This is a genomic window from Nocardioides sp., assembly GCF_025964975.1.
In the GTDB taxonomy this organism is placed as follows: Bacteria; Actinomycetota; Actinomycetes; order Propionibacteriales; family Nocardioidaceae; genus Nocardioides.
In genome coordinates this window covers 1-21746 of record NZ_JAOPXV010000057.1, presented here as the reverse complement: position 1 = coordinate 21746, position 21746 = coordinate 1, and the positions used below count along the sequence as shown (strand labels likewise).

At 69.3% G+C, this 21746-nt stretch carries 21 protein-coding genes and 1 riboswitch; of the genes, 6 read left to right on the top strand and 15 right to left on the bottom strand.

The features are described 5' to 3' along the window. Nucleotides 1–86: 86 nt before the first annotated feature. The 5 genes from ilvC to JWN68_RS04330 all read right to left on the bottom strand — a co-directional run bounded on the left by ilvC (nucleotide 87) and on the right by JWN68_RS04330 (nucleotide 4833). Nucleotides 87–1112 (bottom strand): ketol-acid reductoisomerase, encoded by a 1026-nt coding sequence (gene ilvC, locus JWN68_RS04350; RefSeq protein ID WP_297735221.1) that lies wholly within the window; start codon nucleotides 1110–1112, stop codon nucleotides 87–89. 68 nt (nucleotides 1113–1180) lie between these two features. Further along, nucleotides 1181–1714 (bottom strand): acetolactate synthase small subunit, encoded by a 534-nt coding sequence (gene ilvN / locus JWN68_RS04345; protein WP_297735218.1) that lies wholly within the window; start codon nucleotides 1712–1714, stop codon nucleotides 1181–1183. Continuing rightward, the gene (locus JWN68_RS04340; RefSeq protein ID WP_297735216.1) at nucleotides 1714–3486 is read right to left on the bottom strand and encodes an acetolactate synthase large subunit; all 1773 of its coding nucleotides are present in this window, start codon (nucleotides 3484–3486) and stop codon (nucleotides 1714–1716) included. Before JWN68_RS04340 ends, ilvN begins: the two co-directional genes overlap by 1 nt. 226 nt (nucleotides 3487–3712) lie before the next feature. After that, nucleotides 3713–4375, bottom strand: a complete 663-nt coding sequence (locus tag JWN68_RS04335; protein ID WP_297735214.1) for a 4a-hydroxytetrahydrobiopterin dehydratase — start codon at nucleotides 4373–4375, stop codon at nucleotides 3713–3715. Then, nucleotides 4372–4833 (bottom strand): VOC family protein, encoded by a 462-nt coding sequence (locus JWN68_RS04330; RefSeq protein ID WP_297735211.1) that lies wholly within the window; start codon nucleotides 4831–4833, stop codon nucleotides 4372–4374. The genes JWN68_RS04335 and JWN68_RS04330 overlap by 4 nt, the downstream gene beginning before the upstream one ends. 9 nt (nucleotides 4834–4842) lie before the next feature. Between JWN68_RS04330 and JWN68_RS04325 the strand changes: the two genes are divergently transcribed. Continuing rightward, a complete protein-coding gene (locus JWN68_RS04325) occupies nucleotides 4843–5295 on the top strand; it encodes a hypothetical protein (protein ID WP_297735208.1) in 453 nt (150 codons plus the stop codon). On the opposite strand, the gene kynU is transcribed toward JWN68_RS04325, so the two are convergent. The 5 genes from kynU to JWN68_RS04300 all read right to left on the bottom strand — a co-directional run bounded on the left by kynU (nucleotide 5282) and on the right by JWN68_RS04300 (nucleotide 10551). Continuing rightward, nucleotides 5282–6508 (bottom strand): kynureninase, encoded by a 1227-nt coding sequence (kynU, locus tag JWN68_RS04320; RefSeq protein ID WP_297735205.1) that lies wholly within the window; start codon nucleotides 6506–6508, stop codon nucleotides 5282–5284. The genes JWN68_RS04325 and kynU overlap by 14 nt on opposite strands. Before the next feature lie 163 nt (nucleotides 6509–6671). Further along, the gene (gene ilvD, locus JWN68_RS04315; protein ID WP_297735202.1) at nucleotides 6672–8357 is read right to left on the bottom strand and encodes a dihydroxy-acid dehydratase; all 1686 of its coding nucleotides are present in this window, start codon (nucleotides 8355–8357) and stop codon (nucleotides 6672–6674) included. Between the two features lie 115 nt (nucleotides 8358–8472). After that, entirely contained in the window at nucleotides 8473–9057 is a 585-nt protein-coding gene (locus JWN68_RS04310; RefSeq protein ID WP_297735200.1) for a helix-turn-helix transcriptional regulator, read from the bottom strand. 206 nt (nucleotides 9058–9263) lie between these two features. Continuing rightward, nucleotides 9264–9410, bottom strand: coding sequence for a hypothetical protein (locus JWN68_RS04305; RefSeq protein WP_297735198.1), 147 nt, complete (start codon nucleotides 9408–9410; stop codon nucleotides 9264–9266). A 31-nt stretch (nucleotides 9411–9441) separates the two neighbouring features. After that, nucleotides 9442–10551 (bottom strand): exo-alpha-sialidase, encoded by a 1110-nt coding sequence (locus JWN68_RS04300; RefSeq protein ID WP_297735195.1) that lies wholly within the window; start codon nucleotides 10549–10551, stop codon nucleotides 9442–9444. Nucleotides 10552–10616: 65 nt separating this feature from the next. Here JWN68_RS04300 and JWN68_RS04295 point away from each other — a divergent pair, with 65 nt between their 5' ends. Genes JWN68_RS04295 through JWN68_RS04280 form a run of 4 tightly spaced genes read left to right on the top strand, consistent with a single transcriptional unit; the run spans nucleotide 10617 to nucleotide 14167 of the window. After that, nucleotides 10617–11177, top strand: a complete 561-nt coding sequence (locus JWN68_RS04295; RefSeq protein ID WP_297735192.1) for a PadR family transcriptional regulator — start codon at nucleotides 10617–10619, stop codon at nucleotides 11175–11177. A gap of 19 nt (nucleotides 11178–11196) precedes the next feature. Further along, nucleotides 11197–12042 carry an EamA family transporter gene (locus JWN68_RS04290; protein WP_297735189.1) on the top strand — a complete coding sequence of 282 codons (846 nt, stop codon included), beginning with the start codon at nucleotides 11197–11199 and terminating at the stop codon, nucleotides 12040–12042. A 14-nt stretch (nucleotides 12043–12056) separates the two neighbouring features. Further along, nucleotides 12057–12977, top strand: a complete 921-nt coding sequence (locus JWN68_RS04285) for an alpha/beta hydrolase (RefSeq protein ID WP_297735186.1) — start codon at nucleotides 12057–12059, stop codon at nucleotides 12975–12977. After that, nucleotides 12974–14167, top strand: a complete 1194-nt coding sequence (locus JWN68_RS04280; RefSeq protein WP_297735183.1) for a PQQ-dependent sugar dehydrogenase — start codon at nucleotides 12974–12976, stop codon at nucleotides 14165–14167. The genes JWN68_RS04285 and JWN68_RS04280 overlap by 4 nt, the downstream gene beginning before the upstream one ends. Nucleotides 14168–14203: 36 nt before the next feature. On the opposite strand, the gene JWN68_RS04275 is transcribed toward JWN68_RS04280, so the two are convergent. From JWN68_RS04275 to JWN68_RS04265, 3 genes are read right to left on the bottom strand one after another with little or no spacing between them, the layout of a single operon-like run. Then, nucleotides 14204–15022, bottom strand: a complete 819-nt coding sequence (locus JWN68_RS04275) for an ECF transporter S component (RefSeq protein WP_297735180.1) — start codon at nucleotides 15020–15022, stop codon at nucleotides 14204–14206. Further along, nucleotides 15019–16605, bottom strand: coding sequence for an ABC transporter ATP-binding protein (locus JWN68_RS04270; protein WP_297735178.1), 1587 nt, complete (start codon nucleotides 16603–16605; stop codon nucleotides 15019–15021). Before JWN68_RS04270 ends, JWN68_RS04275 begins: the two co-directional genes overlap by 4 nt. Beyond that, entirely contained in the window at nucleotides 16602–17699 is a 1098-nt protein-coding gene (locus tag JWN68_RS04265) for an energy-coupling factor transporter transmembrane component T (RefSeq protein WP_297735175.1), read from the bottom strand. The genes JWN68_RS04270 and JWN68_RS04265 overlap by 4 nt, the downstream gene beginning before the upstream one ends. A gap of 36 nt (nucleotides 17700–17735) precedes the next feature. Here JWN68_RS04265 and JWN68_RS04260 point away from each other — a divergent pair, with 36 nt between their 5' ends. After that, nucleotides 17736–18146 carry a hypothetical protein gene (locus tag JWN68_RS04260; RefSeq protein WP_297735173.1) on the top strand — a complete coding sequence of 137 codons (411 nt, stop codon included), beginning with the start codon at nucleotides 17736–17738 and terminating at the stop codon, nucleotides 18144–18146. A gap of 484 nt (nucleotides 18147–18630) precedes the next feature. Here JWN68_RS04260 and JWN68_RS04255 read toward each other — a convergent pair whose 3' ends face one another. Together JWN68_RS04255 and gatB are read right to left on the bottom strand one after the other, a co-directional pair. Next, on the bottom strand, nucleotides 18631–19986 hold the full coding sequence (locus tag JWN68_RS04255; RefSeq protein WP_297735170.1) for a hypothetical protein: 1356 nt from the start codon (nucleotides 19984–19986) through the stop codon (nucleotides 18631–18633). 89 nt (nucleotides 19987–20075) lie between these two features. Then, nucleotides 20076–20146: riboswitch (cobalamin riboswitch) on the bottom strand. 63 nt (nucleotides 20147–20209) lie between these two features. Then, nucleotides 20210–21724, bottom strand: coding sequence for an Asp-tRNA(Asn)/Glu-tRNA(Gln) amidotransferase subunit GatB (gatB, locus tag JWN68_RS04250; RefSeq protein WP_297735223.1), 1515 nt, complete (start codon nucleotides 21722–21724; stop codon nucleotides 20210–20212). Nucleotides 21725–21746: the final 22 nt, after the last annotated feature.

Genomic DNA, 21746 nt, shown 5'->3' with positions numbered 1-21746 from the left:
CTAGGTCATGTAGCCACCAGAACCCACCACCGGCGGGGTCCGGCACTCTCTCGTGTGCCGGACGCCGCCGTTCGGTCGTGGTCGTCTCAGCGTGCAGCGGTTCCCTCGGTGTAGTCCGAGTCCTCCTGCTTCCAGGCGAAGTGGGAGCGCAGCGTCTTGCCGGTCTGCTCGATCGAGTGGGCCGCTTCCTTCTCCCGCAGCTCGAGGAACTCCTTGCCGCCGTTGTCCTGGTCGTCGATGAATCGCTGCGCGAAGGCGCCGCTGCGGATATCATCGAGGATCGACTTCATGCTGTCCTTCACGTCCGGCGTGATCACCCGGGGACCGGAGACGTAGTCGCCGTACTCCGCAGTGTCGGAGACCGACCAGCGCTGCTTGGCGATGCCGCCCTCGAACATGAGGTCGACGATCAGCTTGAGCTCGTGCAGCACCTCGAAGTAGGCGATCTCGGGCTGGTAGCCCGCCTCGGTGAGGGTCTCGAAGCCCGCCTGCACGAGGTGGGAGACCCCGCCACAGAGGACGGCCTGCTCACCGAAGAGGTCGGTCTCCGTCTCCTCGGTGAAGGTGGTCTTGATGACGCCGGCCCGGGTGCCGCCGATCGCCTTCGCATAGGACTTCGCCAGCTCCCAGGCGGTGCCGGAGGCGTCCTGCTCGACCGCGATGATGTCGGGGATGCCGCGGCCGGCGACGTATTCGCGGCGTACGGTGTGGCCCGGCGCCTTGGGCGCCACCAGGATGACGTCCACGCCGGCCGGGGGCTCGATGTAGCCGAAGCGGATGTTGAACCCGTGGCCGAAGACCAGGGTGTCACCCTCGGTGAGGTGCTCCTCGATGGAGTCCTTGTAGAGGTGACGTTGCACCTGGTCGGGCGCCAGGATGACGATCACGTCGGCCTCCTGCACCGCCTCGGCGGGGGTCAGGACACGCAGGCCCTCGTCCTCGGCCTTGGCCCGGCTCTTCGATCCCTCGAGGAGGCCCACACGGACGTCGACCCCGGAGTCACGCAGGTTGAGCGCGTGGGCGTGGCCCTGGCTGCCGTAGCCGATGACGGCGACGTTCTTGCCCTGGATCAGGCTCAGGTCGGCGTCATCGTCGTAGAACATCTCAGCCACTGGGGGCTCTCCTTCGGTTGGGGGTGCTGGTGGGAGGTACGGGTTGATCGGATCAGTGTCGGTGGGGTTCAGGGGGCCGGGACGGCGACCGGGACCGGTCGTAGGGTGCGCTCGCTGATGGAGCGCGATCCCCGCCCGATCGCCACCATGCCGGACTGCACGAGCTCGCGGATCCCGAAGGGCTCGAGCACGCGGAGGAAGTCTCCCAGCTTGTCGGCATTGCCGGTCGCCTGGATCGTGATGGCGTCGGGCGAGACGTCGACGACCTTGGCGCGGAAGAGTTGTACGGCGTCGAGCACCGCGCCCCGGGTCTGCGGGTCGGCCTTAACCTTCACCAGCATCAGCTCGCGGCTGATCGAGGCCGGGCCGTCGAGCTCGACGATCTTGATCACCTCGATGAGCTTGTTGAGCTGCTTGGTGACCTGCTCCAGCGGGGACACGTCGACGTTGACCACGATCGTCATCCGCGAGACCTCCGGGTGCTCGGTCGGACCCACGGCGAGGCTCTCGATGTTGAAGCCCCGGCGACTGAAGAGGCCGGCGATGCGGGCCAGGACGCCTGGCTTGTTCTCGACCAGGACCGACAGGGTGTGCTTCGACATCACAGATCATCCTCATCGAATTGGGGCGCCAGGTCGCGGGCGTACTTGATCTCGTCGTTGCTGGTGCCCGCGGCCACCATCGGCCACACCATCGCGTCGCGGTGGACCCTGAAGTCGACCACGACGGGCTGGTCGTCGATCGCCATCGCCTTCTCGATCGTCGCATCGACCTGCTCGGGCGACTCGCACGAGAGACCCACGCACCCGTAGGCCTCCGCGAGCTTGACGAAGTCGGGGATGCGCTTGCTCTGAAGGTCGGTGTTGGAGTAGCGCGAGTTGTAGAACAGCGTCTGCCACTGGCGCACCATCCCCAGTGACTCGTTGTTGATGATGGCGACCTTGATCGGGATGTCGTTGATCGCGCAGGTGGCCAGCTCCTGGTTGGTCATCTGGAAGCAGCCGTCGCCGTCGATGGCCCACACGACTGTGTCGGGCATGCCCACCTTCGCGCCCATCGCAGCCGGCACGGCATAGCCCATGGTGCCGAGACCGCCCGAGTTGATCCACGTGTTGGGGCGTTCGTAGTTGACGAAGTGCGCGGCCCACATCTGGTGCTGGCCGACACCGGAGGTGTAGATGGAGTCGGGTCCGGCGATGTGGCCGAGCCGCTCGATGACGTACTGCGGTGCGAGCGAGCCGTCGCCAGGAGCGTCGTAGCCCACTGGATAGGTCTTCTTCACCCCGGCCAGGAAGGCCACCCAACCCTCGTAGTCGCCCGTGTTGCCCGCAGCCTCCTCGGACTGGAGCAGCGCGAGCAGGTCAGCGATGACCTCCGCGCAGTCACCCACGATGGGCACGTCGACCGGGCGGTTCTTGCCGATCTCGGCCGGGTCGATGTCGGCGTGGATCACCTTGGCGTGGGGCGCGAAGGAGTCGAGGTTGCCCGTCACCCGGTCGTCGAAGCGTGCACCGAGGCTGATGATGAGGTCGCTCTTCTGCAGCGCCGCGACCGCGGCGACCGTGCCGTGCATGCCCGGCATGCCGAGGTGCTGGACGTGGCTGTCGGGGAAGGCTCCGCGCGCCATCAGCGTCGTGACGACCGGCATGCCGGTTGCCTCCGCGAGCTTCAGCAGCCCCGCCGACGCCTGCGCTCGGATGACTCCGCCGCCGACGTAGAGGACCGGCTTGCGCGAGGCGAGGATAAGTCGGACCGCCTCGCGGATCTGCTTGCTGTGCGGGCGTGTCACCGGACGGTAGCCCGGCAGGTGCAGCTCGGTGGGCCACTCGAACGTGGTCATGGCCTGCAGGGCCGACTTGGCGACGTCGACCAGCACCGGGCCCGGCCTGCCCGTGGAGGCGATGTGGAACGCCTCGGCGACGGTCCGAGCGATGTCTGCGGGGTCCGTCACCAGGAAGCTGTGCTTGGTGATCGGCATGGTGATGCCGCGGATGTCGGCTTCCTGGAAGGCGTCGGTGCCGATCATGGAGGCACCCACCTGGCCGGTCACGGCCACGAGCGGGACCGAGTCCATGTGGGCGTCCGCGAGCGGCGTGACGAGGTTGGTGGCTCCCGGTCCCGAGGTGGCCATGCAGACGCCGACCTTGCCGGTGGCTGCTGCATAGCCTTGGGCTGCGTGTCCGGCGCCCTGCTCGTGGCGCACGAGGATGTGCCGGATCCGGGTGGAGTCCATCAGCGGGTCGTAGGCGGGCAGGATGGCGCCGCCCGGGATCCCGAAGATGTCGGTGACGCCTGCGCTCTCGAGCGACGCGATCAGGCTCTGAGCGCCGCTCATGGCCGCGCCGGCGGTCCCGCGCTGCTCTGTCATGGTCATCCCTTGCTCGTGTGGCCAACAAAAAACCCCTCGGCCCGGCGGGCAACGAGGGGAGGACGCGGGAGCGTTCGAGGCGGAGTGCCTCAGCTCACGCGTCGCGTGCGTACAAGAATCTCAGTGCGCATGCGCCTACGGTCGCCGTCGGGGTGTGACGACGTCAACCTCCTCTCTCAGCCGTCCCACATACTGGTATGGCGATCCCAGCATCTGGCCAGTGACGCGTGCCTCAGTCGCGCTCAGCCACTGAGCAGATGCACGAGCGATTGCCCTCGGCGTCCGCGACCACCCAGTAGGACGGCGCGGCAGCGTCGCTCACGAGCGTTCCGCCCGATTCGAGCACCTGCCGCAGCCGGTGCTCGGCCTCGTCCGCGGGCACCCACACGTCGAAGTGCCAGCGCTGCGGCACCTCGGGCTCGGGCAGGGCCGGGCCGCGGTCGTGGGGCTCCTGCCACCACAGGGTCGGCACCTGCCCGCTTGGATCCACCGCCTCCCCATCCTTGACCCCCCCGCCCAGCAGCGCGGCGTAGAACGGCGCCAGCCGCTCCCCCGCTCGGGTGTCGAGGCCGATCTCGAGCTGGGTCAGGCCGGCGACGTCCGCCTCGGCCCCCACCTCGGCCGCGTAGCCACTGATCGTGCGTGCCAGGTCCACGTCACGCTGGGTGACGCCACCGACGTCGTGGCTGCTGAGCGTCACCAGGACCTCGCAGTAGGTCAGGGAGATGTCTGGATGGTGGTCGGCCTCCTCGGCTGCCGAGCCGATCCGGTCGACCAGGCCCAGCCCCGTGGCGAAGCCGCCAGTCTTGAAGCGTGCCTTCATGGTGCCGAGGACGTGGCGCCAGTCGGCGAGGCCCGCAGCCTCGATTTGGCGGTTGGACAGCCTGTCGGTCATGGCAGCACCTTTGCTCCGATCTCACTCGGGTTGTGACAGATCTCCCAGCGGAAGCCGTCGGGGTCCACGAAGTAGCCGGAGTAGCCGCCCCAGTCGCGCTCGACCGCGTCAGTCACCCGGGCTGCACCGGCGTTGCGGGCCTGCTCCAGCACCCGATCAACCCCGTCGGGCGTCGCCAGGTTGTGCGCGATCGTGATCGGGGGCACTCCACCTCCGGGGGCCTCGCCCACGTCCGCGGTGAACGCCTCGACGTCCCACAGGGAGAGGATCAGCTTGTCGCCGACCTCGAACATCAGCACCTCGCCTGCCTGGTCCAAGCACGGCTCCCAGCCGAGGCCGTCGACGTAGAACCCGCGCGATGCGCCGAGGTCGCGCACCGCCAGGGTGATGAAGCTGATCCGCTGGTCCACGTGGTCCACCCAACCACTGGGGATGCGCGTTGCCCAGCCCTCTGGCACGGTGGCAGCATGGCTTCCCCATTCGACGCGCTCAAGAAGGCGGCACAGGCCGTCGTGGGCGCGCCCCACGTGTTTCACGCAGCTCGCGACGCCGGTGCCAGCCCGTCGGCCGCCACCGACGTCATGGCAGCCTCCGCGGCCGCCGTCCAGATCGCCTCCTCGGCGACAGACGGGGCACCGGGCATGCAGAACGCGATCCGTCACTTCATCTGGCAGGCCTACATCGCGGGTCGGCACGGCACCGCAGTCGCCGAAGCAGTCGCTGCCGCACACGAGGAGGGGCGAGACACCCCTCACGACACCCGGATCGACCTGCACAACAACGCAGTCGGTCGTGAGTACGGCGCAGCCAACTCCGCCACGATCGGGCGGGGCTCGCTCACGGACGCGCTCAAGGCGCTCGTGCCTGTCGGCCGGGAGAAGTGGTCCGCCGGCGAGCTGATCTGGGTCAAGCAGCGCTGAGCGCGTCCCGGATCGCCGTCATGCCGGCGAGGACCTCGGCGTACGAGGTCGAGAGCGGGCTCAGACCGATCCTCAGACCGCCGGGGTCGCGGTAGTCCGGGATCACGTCGCGCTGCCACAGCGACCCCACCACCTCGCGCATCTTCGGGTGGTTCAACGTGACGTGGCCGCCTCGCTGACCCGGATCACGCGGAGTGGCGACGGCGACCCCGTGCTCGGCCAGCATCACGTCCGCGAGGTCCAACGCGTACGTCGTGAGGTCGACCGACTTCGCACGCACCGCGTCCATCCCGGCACGGTCGATGAGCTCGAGCATGTCCTGCATCGCCAGCATCCCGATCACCGCCGGCGTGCCGGAGAGGAAGCGCCGCATGCCGCCCGACGGCTCGTAGCTGGGTCCCATCTGGAACGGGTCGGCGTGACCCATCCAGCCCTGGATCGGCTGACGCATCTCCGCCTGGTGGCGCTCGGCGACATACGCGAAGGCTGGCGCACCCGGTCCGCCGTTGAGGTACTTGTAGGTGCAGCCCACCGCCACGTCGACACCCCAGGCGTCGAGCTCGATCGGGACCGAGCCGACCGAGTGGCACACGTCCCAGATCACCAGCGCGCCGGCGCCGCGGACGACCTCGGTGATCGCCGGGGTGTCAGCCAGGTGCCCGGACCGGTAGGCGACCTGGCTCAGCAGTACGACGGCCGTCTGGGCGCCCACGACGGCTTCGACATCGGCGAGGCTGACGCCGCCACTGCGTTCGACCTCGATCCACCTCACGGGGAGACCGAGCTCGTCGGCGATGCCCTGGACGATGTAGCGATCGGTCGGGAAGTTGTCGCTGTCGATGACGATCTCGTTGCGCCCGGGGCGTGCCTGGACGGCAGCCCGGACCATCTTGTAGAGCAACACCGTCGTGGAGTCGCCGACCGCGGTCTGTCCGGGCGCCGCACCGAGGCAGACCCGGCCGATCTCGTCGCCGACGGTCAACGGCAGGTCGTACCAGCCCTCGTCCCATCCACGGATCAGCCGACCGCCCCATGACTGGTCCACGAAGTTCCGCAGCCTGTCGCCGGTCACCCGCAGCGGGCGACCCAACGAGTTGCCGTCGAAGTAGACGAGGTCGGACTCGGCACCGACGAACTCGTCTCGTAGCGGCGCGAGCGGGTCTGCGGCGTCCTGCACCTCGGCGTACGACGACGTGGTGATCTCGCTCGGCATGCTCATGGCCTCCCAGACCGACGACGCTGACAATTGTGCCCAAGCATCGCACCAGCACCCACAGCCGCTGTCGAGTCGGTGCCAGGACCGGCGTGCCGAGTCCTGACGGCCCCTGGTCAACCCCCCGGCGATCAGGGGTCGTTGCTATTTCCCGGCCGGTCCCTCAGCTGGTCACGGCGCCGTGCGCCGCCGACTGGACGACCTTGGCGTACTTGCCGAGGACGCCACGGGTGTACTTGGGCGGGTTCGGCTGCCAGCCGACCTTCCGGTCCTCGAGGTCGTCGATCTGTACGTCGAGGGTGCGGCCAGCGACGTCGAGGGTGATCTGGTCGCCGTCGCGCACGAACGCGATCGGTCCTCCGTCGACAGCCTCCGGGGCGATGTGGCCCACGCACAGCCCCGTCGTGCCGCCACTGAAGCGCCCGTCGGTGATGAGGAGGACGTCCTTGCCGAGGCCAGCTCCCTTGATGGCACCGGTGATCGCGAGCATCTCGCGCATGCCCGGCCCACCCTTGGGACCCTCGTAGCGGATCACCACCACGTCACGCGGCTTAATCTGACCCGCGGCCAGGGCGTCGAGGGCCAGACGTTCGCCGTCAAAGACCCGAGCCGTGCCGGTGAAGGTCGAGTCGTCGAAACCGGCGCTCTTGACGACCGCGCCCTCTGGCGCGAGCGAGCCGTGCAGGACGGTGATACCGCCGGAAGCGTGGATCGGCTTGTCGAGCTCACGCAGCACTTCACCGTCGACGTGCTGGGGGTTGAGTGCCTCGAGGTTCTCGGCCATCGTCTTGCCGGTGACGGTGAGGGTGTCGCCGTGCAAGAGGCCGGCATCGAGCAGCGCCTTCATCACGACCGGGATGCCGCCGATCTTGTCGACGTCGTTCATGACGAAGCGGCCAAAGGGCTTGAGGTCGCCGATGTGCGGGACCTTGTCCCCGATCCGGTTGAAGTCCTCGAGCCTCAGGTCGACGTCAGCCTCGCGGGCGATCGCCAGGAGGTGCAGGACGGCGTTGGTCGAGCCGCCGAGCGCCATCACGATCGCGATCGCGTTCTCGAACGCCGGCTTGGTCATGATCTGGCGGGCCGTGATGCCCTGGCGAAGCATCTCCACGACTGCCTGGCCGGAGCGGTGTGCGAATCCGTCACGACGTCGGTCGACGGCCGGCGGCGCAGCGCTGCCCGGGAGGCTCATGCCCAGGGCCTCGGCCACGCTGGCCATCGTGTTGGCCGTGTACATGCCGCCACAGGCACCCTCACCGGGGCAGATGGCCTTCTCGATCCTGGTCACCTCGTCCTTGGTGATCTTGCCCGCCAGGCACGCACCGATGGCCTCGAAGGCGTCGATGATCGTGACGTCGTTTCCGTCGACCTGCCCCGGCATCGTCGACCCGCCGTAGAGGAAGACGCTCGCCAGGTCGAGACGGGCCGCCGCCATCAGCATGCCGGGGAGGCTCTTGTCGCAGCCCGCCAGGAGCACGCTGCCGTCGAGCCGCTCGGCCATCATCACGGTCTCCACCGAGTCGGCGATGACCTCACGGGAGACCAGTGAGAAATGCATGCCCTCGTGGCCCATTGAGATCCCGTCGGAGACCGAGATCGTCCCGAACTCGAGGGGGTAGCCCCCCGCGGCGTGTACGCCGTTCTTCGCTGCCTTGGCCAGCCGATCCAGGCTGAGGTTGCAGGGCGTGATCTCGTTCCAGCTCGACGCCACGCCGATCTGCGGCTTTTCCCAGTCGTCGTCGCCCATACCGACCGCTCGAAGCATGCCGCGGGCCGCCGCCTTCTCCAGACCGTCAGTGACGTCTCGTGAGCGAGGCTTGATGTCGGGCTGATCGTCGACGGGACTCATGGCGCAAGGCTACTTTGGTGCGCAGCAACTCCTCGGCGCCGTCTCAGTCGAGATCCCTGTCGTCGCCTCAGCCGTGGCCTCATCCGTCGCCTCATCCGTCGCCTCATCCGTCGCCTCAGGCAACTCGCCGGTGGTCACCTGGACGCCGGTTGCGTGACTTCTTCGTGTCCTGCAGGGCCCAGGCCGGGATGAGCGTGGGTGTGTGCCTGCGGGGCTGCCAACCGTCTCTGGCTTCGGCCACGAGCTCGGCCCACGTGGGGTGGTCCATCACGTCGGCGGGAGTCGGCGGGCGAGGGGCCTGCCACGACCTGCTGTAGCGGACTCTCGGCAGCGCCAGGTCTGCCGATCGGCACAGGATCTCGCCGAGCCAAGCCGTTGTCTCGGCACCCTCTGGCGCCCACCAACCTTCACTCCAGACAAAGGTGTGAGCCGGATATCGACGATGGGCAGCGTCCCTGGCGGCGACCGGGTTCATGGGGCGTACGCGCGTGCCGTCGTCCGCGACCGCGACGAGGTGCAGCCCCGCCACCTCAAGGATGCGGGCCAGCATCCGCGCCGAAGGCTCCGTGCGTGCGGTCTCCCACTTCGCAACGGCGGACTGCGAGACCCCCAGATGATGGGCGAGGTCTCGTTGCGACAGCTTCGCCCGGCGGCGTGCGCGGCGGATCAAGCCGGACAGCTCGTCATCCTGGACCGTCAACTCCGAGATCTGACGGCGACCTTGGTGATTGTGTGCCTCATTTGTCATGTATCCGCCCCCGAATGGCTGTGACCTTGTGTCGTTTCAGGCCACTCCCTCGGCCTTGGAAACCACTAGAGCAGGGGCCACCGACACTGCCCTTGGACCTGAGTCGCGTGAGGACTCAGGTCCAAGGACGCGCGGGTCAGGGTTATGGGCCGAACGAGTCAACTGCCTTCGGCCAACGCCTTGATGGCAGCCAGACCCTTCTCTAAGTCTTGGCCGATCACCTTGTCGAAGTACGGCTTGCCCATCACGGTCATCCGGACAATGCGTCGGACTTCAGGATCTCCATCGTCCCATTGTGAAATCATCCAAGTTCCTAGGACTTGTGAGCCGGCAACCTCAGTCGATGGATGCGGCTCGGACGACCAGGACGTCGGGAAGGTTCGTCTGGATCTCTGACCAGGTGGTCCCTGCGTCCGGGGAGCACCACACCGTGCCGTTGCGGCCGCCGAAGTACAGGCCAGCGGGCTCGTGGTCGTCAGTACACATGGCGTCGCGCATCACCGCCGCGTAGAAGCCACCGGGCAAAGAATCCTCGCCGAGCGGTTCCCACGAGGAGCCACCGTCGGTGGTCCGGCACACGCGTGCCTTGCCGTCGACCGGCCAGCGCGCCCCGGCATCGGCGATCGGGAACGTGTAGGCCGTGTTCGACTCACGCGGATGCGTGACCATCGCAAAGCCGAACTCCGAGGGCAGACCCGGCGCGATGTCCTGCCAGGACGAGCCCCCGTCGTCGGAGCGATAGACGCCGCCATGGTTCTGGAGGAAGAGCCGCTCCGGGTCCATCGGGTCACGGGCCACCTTGTGCACGCACTGACCGAACTCGGGGTAGTTGCGCTCGCCTGGGTAGAACTCCGCCTTGATCCCCTCGTTGGCCGGGGACCAGGACGCCCCACCGTCAGAGGTGCGATAGACGCCACCGGTGGACAACGCTGCGAGCACCGAGGCGGAGTCCTCGGGGTGCGGAAGGATGGTGTGGAACGCCTGCCCCCCGAACCCCGCGTTCCACTCCGCACGGTGAGGGTGGTCCCAGAGGCCGCGGACGAGGTCGAAGCTCTCGCCGCCGTCGTCGGAGCGGAAGATCGCTCCGGGCTCGGTGCCGGCCCAGACCACGCCGTCCTCGACTCCGGGGGTCAGCTGCCACACCCTGGCCAACGTGGCAGGCGAACCGTCGGGCAGCTGGGCCTCCTCGGGGAAGCAAATGGCTCCGTTCGGGGTCTCCTCCCAGGTCTGCCCGAGGTCGTCACTGCGTCGTACCTGCGGACCGAACCAGCTCGAGGAGCAGCCGGCAAGCAGCCGGGGGGACGCTCCTCGGGGGTCGAGCATGACGGAGTAGACCTCTTCCATCGGGAAGTGCGGCGGTGTCCAGTCCCACTCCGTGCGGGACTCGTCCGCGGTCCCCACCCACAAGCCCTTGCGGGTCCCGACCATCAGCATCGTGCGCGACATGCGTCCCCCTCCACAACGAGCAGGCGCTCGTCTATTCCTAAGTGGAACACTAGTCTTCTCCCATTATGGGTCAAGACCTTCCTGTCACGTCCTTCGCGCTGTTGGGACTGTTCACCTTCGGCGACGACGACGGACCGCGGAGCCTCACCGGATACGAGCTGAAGCAGGTGGCGGACGCGACCCTGCGCTTCTACTGGGTCTCGCCCGCCATGAGTCAGGTCTACAAGGAGCTGAGCCGGCTCGCCGAGCGAGGGCTGGTGAGCCCCAGTGACGATGAGCGTGGGACGACCTACAGCATCACCAGCGCCGGCCGAAGCGCGCTCGAGACCTGGATGCGGGAGAGCGAACCGGGATTCTCGGTGCTCAAGCACCCGATCGCGCTGCGACTGCTCCTCGGGCACCTGGTGGACCCGAGCACCACGCTCGCCATGCTGCGGAACCACCTGGAGGCGTTGGACAGGGAGCGGGAGGCCCTCGTGGAGGTGCGGGAGAGCCTTCGAGGGGCCGATGCTCCCCGCCAGACGTTCCGTCACCCGAGCCTGGTCGCCGACTGGGGGCTCGAATATTTCGCGCATGAACGGCTCATCATCGATGATCTCATCCGACGCATCGACCAGGACGAATAGCAGGCCAGAGGAGGCACCGATGAGCCGAGCGATCTGGCTGGTGATCATCGGCATTATCTCCGTCCAGGCCGGCGCCGCGATCGCCAAGGACCTCTTCGGGACGATTTCGCCCACCTCGATGGTGTTCCTGCGTCTCGCCACCAGCACTCTCGTGCTCCTCGCGATCGCCCGCCCCTCGTGGCGTGGTCGGAGCCGGACCGACTGGGTGGTCGTCGCCGGCTTCGGCGTCAGCCTCGGCGTGATGAACTGGTCGATCTACCAGTCGTTCGCCCGCATCCCGCTCGGCATCGCCGTCACGATCGAGTTCATCGGGCCACTGACCCTGGCGGTGCTGGGCTCCCGCAAGGCACAGGACCTGGTCTGGGTGGGACTAGCAGGCGTAGGCGTCGTGCTGCTGGGATTCGAACCCGCCAACCTGAACGCGCCCGGCGTCGCGTTCGCCCTCCTCGCCGGTGCTGCCTGGGCGTCCTACATCCTGCTGAGCGTCCGGACGGGTCGGCGCTGGCCCGGCTTCGACGGGCTCGCTATCGCGAGTGCCGTGGCCACCTTGCTGCTGACCGGCCCGGCGATGGTGTCCGGGCGTACGGCGCTGCTCGACCCACGCGTGCTGCTGATCGGCGCCGTGGTCGGGGTGCTGAGCTCGGTCATCCCCTACAGCTGTGAGCTGGTCGCCCTGCGCACACTCCCGCCCAGCGTCTTCAGCGTCCTCATGAGCCTCGAGCCCGCGGCCGCCGCGCTGGCCGCCATCCTGGTGCTGCAGGAGCTGCTCACACCGCTGCAGTGGGTGGCGGTCGCATGTGTCGTGCTCGCCAGCGTGGGCGCCACGCGCAGCCGCCCGGTGCACACGGAGCCAGCCCCGGGCTGAGGCACAATCTGCGCATGGAGAAGACGAGCACGGACGCGGTCACCGTCGACGACGTCATCGGCTTCGAGGACGTCCTGTCCGACGACGGCACCCGCATCCGTGCCTGGACCAACGACCCCGGCGGCGTGATCACCGGCCCGACCGTCGTCCTGTGCAACGGTCTGGGCACCAGTGCGTGGGCCTGGCCGGCACTGCTCGAGCCCGACTGCGGCGTACGCGTCGTGTCCTGGAACCACCGCGGTGTCGGCGGCTCCGACCGCCCCCGGGACTCCAGCCGGGTCTCCATCAGCGACTTCGTCGACGACGCGCTCTCGGTGATGGACCGCTTCGGGATCGACAAGGCTGTCCTGATGGGCTGGTCGATGGGCGTGAACACGATGTTCGAGCTCGCGGTCCGCCATCCGGAGCGAGTCACCGGCCTGTTCGCCGTCTGCGGGGTGCCCGGTGACACGTTCGCCACGATGCTGGGCCCGCTGCACGTCCCCCGCTGGGCCGCGCGGGTCGCCCTGGTCAACGCGGCGAGGACCACGAAGCTCGTCGGCAAGGCCCTGTCCCCGTTCACGACCCGCCTGCCCATCGGGCCTCTCGCGATCAGCGTCGTCAGCCACTCCGGCTTCATGCTGCCCGTGGCCGACCCGGAGCTCGCAGCGCGAGCGGTCAAGGAGTTCTTCTCCACTCCGGTGGAGTGGTATTCACACATGGCGCTCGCGACCTCCCACCACGCTCGGGTCTCCCTCAGCGGGATCGACGTGCCAGCGTTCTTCGTCGCCGGCGCCTACGACCTGCTCACCGGCACCAGGCACATGGAGACGGCGGCCTCGAAGATGACCGACGCCACCTTCGTGGAGCTCAGGGCCACCCACTTCGCGCAGATGGAGCAGCCCGACGCTGTGCACCGGCTGCTCCGGGAGTTCCTCGAGCAGGTCGCCGGATGACGCGACTGACGACGAGCCTGGCTGCGGCCGTGCTCCTGTCCATGACGCTGGTCGCGTGTGGGCGCACCTCGACACCCCCGGACGAGCGTCAGCCGTCGGCCACCTCGGAGCCCTCGGACGCATCCCCCGACGAGACCGACGAGCCCGTCGAGTCCGGGGGCGAGCCAGAGGACCCCTCGCCCGGGCAGACCCCCGGGGTTCCCACCGTCACCGCCACCGTGGCCAGCGGGCTCGCCGTGCCGTGGGGCATCGCCTTCCTGCCGGACGGCTCGGCCATCGTCACCGAGCGCGACTCCCGCCGGGTGCTGCGTCTCGTCCTGACGAGCGAGGGCGACGCTCCCCAGGCCGCGGAGATCATCGAGCTGGGTGAGATCGAGGAGGCGGTCCCCGAGGTCGAGGCCGGGCTCCTGGGAGTCGCCGTCTCCCCGGACTTCGTGAACGACAACACGCTCTTCTTCTACGCGACGACCGCCGATGACAACAGCGTCTTCAAGGTGACCTTGGACGGCGACCAGCTCGGCCAGCCGACCCCGATCCTGACCGGGATCCCTAAGGGCGTGATCCATGACGGCGGGCGACTGGAGTTCGGACCCGACGGGTTCCTCTACGTCTCTACCGGGGAGACCGGTGACGCCACCCGGGCCCAGGACTTCCGCTCGTTGGCGGGCAAGATCCTGAGGATCACCAGTGAGGGCGACTCGGCGCCCGGCAACCCGGAGCCGGACTCCCCCGTGTGGTCGCTCGGTCACCGCAACGTGCAGGGGCTGGCGTTCGACGACGCCGGGCAGCTGTGGGCCAGCGAGTTCGGCGACTCCACGTTCGACGAGCTCAACCTGGTGACGCCGGGCGGCAACTACGGCTGGCCGCTGGTCGAGGGCACCGGGGGCGAGCCCGACTACGTCGACCCGCTGCTCACGTGGTCCACCGAGGACGCTTCGCCGTCCGGCCTGGCCTTTGCCGACGGCATGTTGTGGATGGCGGCCCTGCGGGGTCAGCGGCTGTGGCAGATCCCGCTGACGGGTGACCGCGCGGGTGAGCCCGTCGGCCTCCTGACCGGTGAGTACGGCCGCATCCGCACCGTCGTCACCACGCCGGATGGTGACCTCTGGGTCGCGACGTCCAACCGGGACGGTCGCGGCGAACCGGCCGCGGACGACGACCGGATCCTGTTGGTCTCCCTCGGCGACTGACCCCGACCCGCGGGCGCCCGCGCGGTCCGGGTCCGCTCAGCCGACCCGTCTGATCACCGAGCGGCGGGAGGCCCGACGCAAAGTGGTCAGGATCGCGGGGCCCAGCACGACCAAGGCCACTGCGGTGGTGATCGCGCGCCCGGTGTCCCAGCTCCCGGTCGAGGTGAGCAGCGTATAGACGCCGAACCGGTGCAGGTTCTCCAGCACGGGGGCGCCTGCGACGTACGACAGCGTGCCCTCGTGTCCGGGGACCGCGATCCCGAGCGTGAACGGCCAGCTCGAGAGGTTCATCAAGATGCCGAAGGCGTACGACGTAAGGATCCCGTAGACGACCAGGGCCGCCACCTCGGCGCGACCGGTGAGCCGGCGCGGCAGGAACCCCGCCCCCATCCCGATCCACGCCGAGACGAGCATCTGGAAGGGAAGCCACGGCCCGACACCGCCGGTCATCAGCGCGGAGGCGAACAGCGACGTGCAGCCCAGGACGAATCCGAAACCGGGCCCGAAGACCCGGCCCGCCAAGATGAGCAGGAAGAAGACCAACTCGATCCCGGCCGTCCCCGCGCCGAGCCCGCGCAGGATCGCGTTGACCGCCGACAGCACCCCGAGGATCGCCAGCACCCGGGCGTCCATCCCGCCCTCGCTGAACTCCACGAGCACCACCACGATCACCAGCGGGAGCAGCGCCAAGAAGATGAACGGAGGATCGACGCGCGCCGACTCGGGCACGTCCAGCAGCAGGGGCCAGCACAGCATCATCAGGCCTGCGAGTGACGCGAGCCCGAGCACCGTCGCCGACCGCGCCCCGATCGGCAGCGCGGCACTCCCGGGTCGAGGCCGGTCGAGGGCACTCACGACGGGCCCCTCAACGCCGCGACGACCTCGTCGACCCGGAGCCACGGCTCCCCCATGATCTTGGTGACCTGAGGCGCGGTGCTGGGCGAGGCGGAGACGACCTCGCGGACAGGACCAGAGGAGACGACCTCGCCCTCCGCGAGCACCACCACGTCGTGCGCGACGCCAGCCACGAATTCGACGTCGTGGGTCGCGATCAGCACCGCGTGACCGGCGGCGGCCAGGTCTCGCACGATCGTCGCCAGCTCGGCCTTGACGGCGTAGTCGAGCCCACGGGTCGGCTCGTCGAGCAGCACGACGTCGGGGCGTGCGCTCAGCACGATGGCCAGCACCAGCGCCAGGCGTTGGCCCTCGGAGAGGTCCCGGGGGTGCATGGTCGCGTCGATGCCCGGGACGAGCCGATCGAGCAGCTGGCGACAGGTGCCCGCCGCGTCCCCCGCCCCGGCGTCCGCTGCGGCGCACTCGTCGGTCACGGTCTCGAGGTAGAGGAGGTCGGCCGCCGTCTGCGGGACCAGACCGACCAGCGCGCGCCTGCTTGCGGGGTCGAGCCGCCCGGGGTCCTTGCCACCAACCGAGACAGCGCCGGCGCGTCGCGCCTGCGTGCCCTGCAGGGTCCAGATCAGCGTCGACTTGCCCGCGCCGTTGCGCCCCATGAGTGCGGTGACGTGGCCCCCGCGCAGGTCGAGGTCGACGCCGTCGAGGACGACGTGACGCCCGTGGGCCACCGTCAGCCCTCGGGCCGAGAGGACCGTCGGTCCCACTGGTGGAGCGGCGACGACCGGTGCCGGCAGGTCCAGCGACCGCGCGTGGCGCCGCGCGTCCCGGACGCTCAGCGGCAGCGGCGACCAGCCAGCAGCGCGGCCGAGCTCGACGATCGGGGGCACGACGGGTGAGGTCGCGAGCACGGCGTCCGGTGAGCCGACCTGCACCCGCCCGTCGCCCGTCAACAGGCACATGCGGTCGGCGAACGGCACCACGCGCTCGAGCCGGTGCTCGGCGAGGAGCACGGTCAGTCCGAGGTCGTGGACCAGGCGGGTGAGGGTCGCCAGCACGTCCTCGGCAGCGGTCGGGTCGAGTGCGGAGGTCGGCTCGTCGAGCACCAGCAGACGTGGGTGGGTGGTCAGCACCGCGCCGATCGCCACCCGTTGCTGCTGACCGCCCGAGAGGGTGCGCAGGTCGCGGTGGCGCAGGTCGGCGATCCCGAGCAGGTCGAGCGTCTCCTCCACCCGGCGCCGCATCGTGTCGCCGGGCAGGCCGAGCTGCTCCATGCCGTAGGCCAGCTCCTCCTCGACGGTGTCGGTGACGAACCCCGACGCCGGGTCCTGCCCGACGTAGCCCACGACATGGGCGCGCTCGCGCGGGGGCTGGTCGATGACGCTGACGCCGTCGATGAGTACGTCGCCGGACAGCGTTCCTCCGCTGAATCGCGGCACCAGCCCGGTCAGGACGCCCAGCAGCGTCGACTTGCCCACGCCAGTGCGTCCCGAGACGAGCATCAGCTCGCCCTCCTCCAGCGTGAGGTCCACCCCGCTGAGGATCGCCACATGGTCGTAGGAGAAGTGGATGTTCCGCAGCTCGATCACGCGCCCACCTCCAGCGGCGTGGCGATCGGCTGCCGCGGCGGCGGGGCCGCGACGGCCGGCACCAGACCGACGAGCGCGCCGGTCAGCGCGATGAGGCTGAGGTAGGGCATGGCCGACACCGACGGGTAGGCGACGAGGGGCTCGGTCCGGCCCAGCTGCCAGACGACGACACCGACGACCAGACCGCAGGCGGCCACCACGACCTCGGCAGTCCGCCAGCGATCCGGGCGGTAGCGGGACCGCTCGACCCGACGACCTGCACTGACCATCCCGACCACTGCCACTACGGCACCGGTGACCAGCATGGGCACGGCCAGCCACCGGGGAGCCGACTGGTCGAGCAGCGCGTAGGTGCCGATGCAGACGCCGAGCAGGGCGCTCAGGAGCAGGACCCCGGTCGTCCATCGCTGGCCGCGCGTCGCCGTACCTGATCGTCCGTAGCCGCGAGCGTCCATCCCGGCGGCCAGCGAGAGAGATCGTTCGAGGGCGTCCTCGAGGACGGGGACCAGGAAGCGGCGCAGTCGCCCGATCCGCCCGCTCACGTCTCCGCGCAGTGCCTGGGCTGCACGCACCCGGCGGGCACTGTCGGCGAGCTGGGGGAAGACGGTCACGGCGACGACCAGCGCCGTACCGATCTCGTAGAGGGCGGGCGGGACCGTCTTGAGCAGCCGCTTCGGGTTGGCCAGCGAGTTCGCGGCACCGATGCAGATGACGATGGCGGCCAGGCGCAGGCCGTCGTAGAGCCCGGCCAGCAGCGCCTCCTGCGTGATCGGCCCCAGCAGCCGGATCCCCGCCACCCAGTCTGGCAGCGGGACGGTGGGCAGGTCGACGAGCACGTTGCCCTGGGCCACGCCGCCGAAGATGATGCGGAACGCCACGCGGATGATCACGATGCTCAGCCCGAGGAGGAGGTAGAGCCGGAACGACCGCGCCCACGGGTGGTCGGAGCGACGCGCCATCACCACCACCGCTGCGGTCGCGACCAGCAGGAGGAGCAGGAGGGGGTTGGTGGTCAGCGTGGCCGCCGTCGCCAGCCCGATCGCCCAGATCCACCAGGCGACGGGGTGCAGGTCACGGGCCAGCCGAGGTGCCATCAGGGTCGGGTACGCCGTCGCGCAGCCATCGTCGCGATGCCGATCGAGACCAGCAGCAGGACCAGGACGCCCAGCGAGACCCAGGTGGGGACTCTCCGCGACTCCGCCTCGGCGGCACTCGGCGCGACCGGATCGGTGACGGGCTGGGTCGACGCCGACGACGGGGTCGACGTGGCCGACTCGCTGGGGGCGGGTGCGGCTGCCGCACTGGACGCCTTCGCGCCGGGGGACGGAGTGCGTGACCCGGCAGCGCTGGATCCGTCCGTGGCGGCCTCGGAGGCCGACCTGGAGGTCGACGGGGATGCCGACTCCGTGGGACCGGCTGGCGTGCTCCCGGCCGTGGGCGCGGGCGAGCCGCTCCTGGTGGGTTTCGGGGTCTGCGTCGGCGTGGACCTGTTGGTCGGGGTCGGCGTCGGCGTCGCTGACGTGGGTGTCGGTTCGCTGTGAACCGGTGGGGCGACTGCCGGCGAGCGACGGGTGCTTCCCTGCTGCCACGCAAGTGCGACGGCGCCTCCATCTGGCACGTCGAGCCCCGTCACCCCGATCGATGAGTACGTCCAGGCTCCGGTCCTGCCATCGCTCCAGAACAGACCCCAGTAGGCGTCGGCAGGAGCAGCGTTGATGCATGGGTCACTGGCGGGTGCATCGTTGACCCGGCATACGAACCCGGGCTGGCGCTGGGCGTAGGTGAGCCTGACGCCTACGTCCGCGAACCTGTCCGAGGCCGGCTGCCCCGCCCCGCCGTCGCACGTCGTCGTCGGGGAGCCGCCCAGTGCTCCGGGGTCGACGACCACCGTGACGCCCGAGCCCGACCCGCAGGCCGCGGCGGCGGCCGGAGCGGAGGTCGAGGCGAGCACACACGTCGCCGCAACCACCAGGGTGGCCGCGGCGACGATGGGTGCGAGAGGTGATCTCGTCACGAAGGATGTCCTCAGTTGCGAACCGTGATCCGCGTCTTCGCGGAATCGTCGGCCGTCTTGACCTTCACGACGCGTGAGGTGTTGCCGGCTGGCATCGTGAGCTTGCGAGTGACGGGGTTGGCGGAGGTCTTGCCCACGATTCGCTTGGCGTCGCCCTTGACGGAGACACAGGCCCGCTCGCCGGGGGCGAGACCAACGACCTTGACGCGCACCTTGTCCGCGGACTCCGCGGTGGAGCGCTTGGTCGTGACAGCCAGCTCGTCCGTCGCGGCCGGGGCCCACTGAAGGACAGCCATGGCCTGCGCCGTGGCTCGTCGCCACTGTCCGCGCACGTCGCCTGCGGTGATGCCTTCGTTGCGGGCCTGTGCGGCCGCCTTCGGCTCGTAGGCGATCGCTCCCGTGTCCTTGGTCAAGGCGCTGCGGCAGCGGTGCTTGTCGATGGGCTGCTGCTTGCGGACCCACGTCGCAGCCTGGGCGGCGGCGGCCTTCTGCTTGGCCAGACCGAGCGCCCAGCCGGCCAGCCCGGTGCTGTTCGTGTTGCCCGCGAAGGAGCCGTTCTTCTTCTGCTGCGCCATCAGCCATGCGGTGGCCTTCTCGACCGCACTCAGCACGGCAGGACCCCTGGCGTCGCCCTCGAGGAGGTTCACCACCGCCAGCCCGGTCGCATCGATGCTGGGTTCGGAACCAACCCGGCCCTCAGCACATCCCTGCGACGCGGCAGTCTTGTCCTTGGTGAAGTCCTGGCGGAAGAAGCCCGACGCACACTGCTGGAGCAGGAGGAAGTCGAGGGCCTCGTCGGCCTCGTTCGACTTGGCCTCCTCGAGCGCGCGCACCGCGAAGGACTGGCCGATCGTGTTGGCGTAGTCACCGAATGACGACTTGTCCTCGAGGCGACCCACGGTCGGCGCGGTCGTGCTGACGCGCTCCTCGAGCCGCGTGATCAGGTTGACGCCACCGTAGGACGTGGGATTCGCGCCAGCGACCCGCGCGAAGGTCGCAGCCTTGGCGACCGGCCCGGCGTAGGTGCTGGCCTTGTCGCCGAACGCGTCGCCCGAGATGTAGTCGTTGACGTGGGCCTGGAAGGCCTTGTTGATCGTGGCCACCGCTGCCTTGTCGCCGGCCTGGTCGAGGGCGAAGCCGACGTCGATCGTCAGTCCGAAGTCCGTGAAGCCGCCACCGTCGACGAGCCCGTCGGTGAGCTCGCCCTTGAGCCACGAACCCGCCAGCGTGATCGCCCGGTCGTCGGTCTTGGCGGCAGGAGTGGGAGCGGCCGAGGCGGGGTTCGCGACGACGGCGATCGCCATAGTGGACACCGCGGCCAGGCCGGTGACCCGGCGCCAGGTGTGGGAGCGAAGTGAGAGAGACATGCGTTCCTTCCAGCTGTGCTGGCAGGAGGCGCCCGATGGCGACACCCGCCGAGTTCCTCGCAGCGTGGTTGTCAGGGTCTACGACGGGCGGTCCGACTCGTGCCCCCGTGTCAGGGACACCTACGGTTGCGGGTCAGTGCCGGACTTGGACCGGCTTCCCCGCCGCAGACATGTGGTGGTTTTCCAGGATCAGGCTAGCAGCGTGCGCGCCGAACTCCTGCCGTCAGGACAGCTTCTCCAGGATGAGCTCGCGGACCCGACCGGCGTCGGCCTGCCCACGCATCTCCTTCATCACGGCTCCGATGAGCGCACCCGCGGCCGCGACCTTGCCGTCGCGGATCTTGTCGGCCACATCGGGGTTGGCGGCGATCGCGTTGTCGACGGCGGCGCTCAGGGCGCCCTGGTCGGACACGATGGCGAGGCCGCGCTTCTCGACGATCTCGGCGGGGGAGCCCTCGCCGGCGTACAACCCCTCGAAGACCTGGCGCGCGAGCTTGTCGTTGAGCGAACCGGCATCGATCAGCGCTTGTACGGCGACCACGTCGGCCGGCGTCACGCCGAGCTCGGCGATGTCGGTATCGGTGTCGTTGGCGCGCCGGGCAAGCTCGGAGAGCCACCACTTGCGAGCTGCCTGGGGCGTGGCCCCAGCCGCGATGGTCTCCTCGACCAGGCCGAAAGCGCCGGCGCCGATCGTGTCGCGCATCTCCAGGTCGGAGAAGCCCCACTCGCCCTGGAGGCGGACGCGCTTGAGCGTCGGATTCTCCGGCAGGGTGCCACGGAGCTCATCGACCCACTCGCGGCTCGGTGCGACCGGGACGAGGTCGGGCTCGGGGAAGTAGCGATAGTCCTCGGCGTCGGACTTCTCCCGACCGCTCGTGGTGACCCCGGTGTCCTCGTGCCAGTGCCGGGTCTCCTGCAGGATCGACCCACCCGAGTCGAGGATCGCGGCGTGCCGCTGCATCTCGTAGCGCACGGCCCGCTCGACCGAGCGGAGCGAGTTGACGTTCTTGGTCTCGGTGCGGGTGCCGAGGGTGCCGGTGCCGACGGGCGAGAGGGACAGGTTGACGTCGGCGCGGATCGAGCCCTGGTCCATCCGTGCATCCGAGACGCCGAGCGCCACGATCAGCTCGCGGAGCTGGGCGACATAGGCCTTGGCGACCGCGGGGGCCTTCGCCCGGGTGCCCATGATCGGTCGGGTGACGATCTCGATGAGCGGGATGCCGGCGCGGTTGTAGTCGACCAGCGAGTAGTCGGCGCCGTGGATGCGACCGGTGGCTCCCCCGACGTGCAGCGACTTGCCGGTGTCCTCCTCCATGTGGGCGCGCTCGATCTCCACCCGGACGACCTCGATGCCGCCGTCCTCGGTCGGCACGTTGACGTCCATGTAGCCATCGAAGGCGATCGGTTCGTCGTACTGCGAGGTCTGGAAGTTCTTCGGCATGTCCGGGTAGAAGTAGTTCTTCCGCGCGAAGCGGCACCAGTCTGCGATGTCGCAGTTCAGCGCGAGCCCGATCCGGATGGCCGACTCCACGGCCTTGGCGTTGACGACCGGCAGCGCGCCGGGCAGCGCGAGGCACACCGGGCACACCTGCGTGTTCGGCTCGGCCCCGAACTCAGTCGGGCAGCCGCAGAACATCTTGGTGGCGGTGTTGAGCTCGATGTGGATCTCGAGCCCCATCACGGGGTCGTAGCGGGTCAGCGCCTCGTCGAACGGGACGAGGGTCTCGGTCGGGCTCATCGTGCCTCCTCCAGCGTGGGCG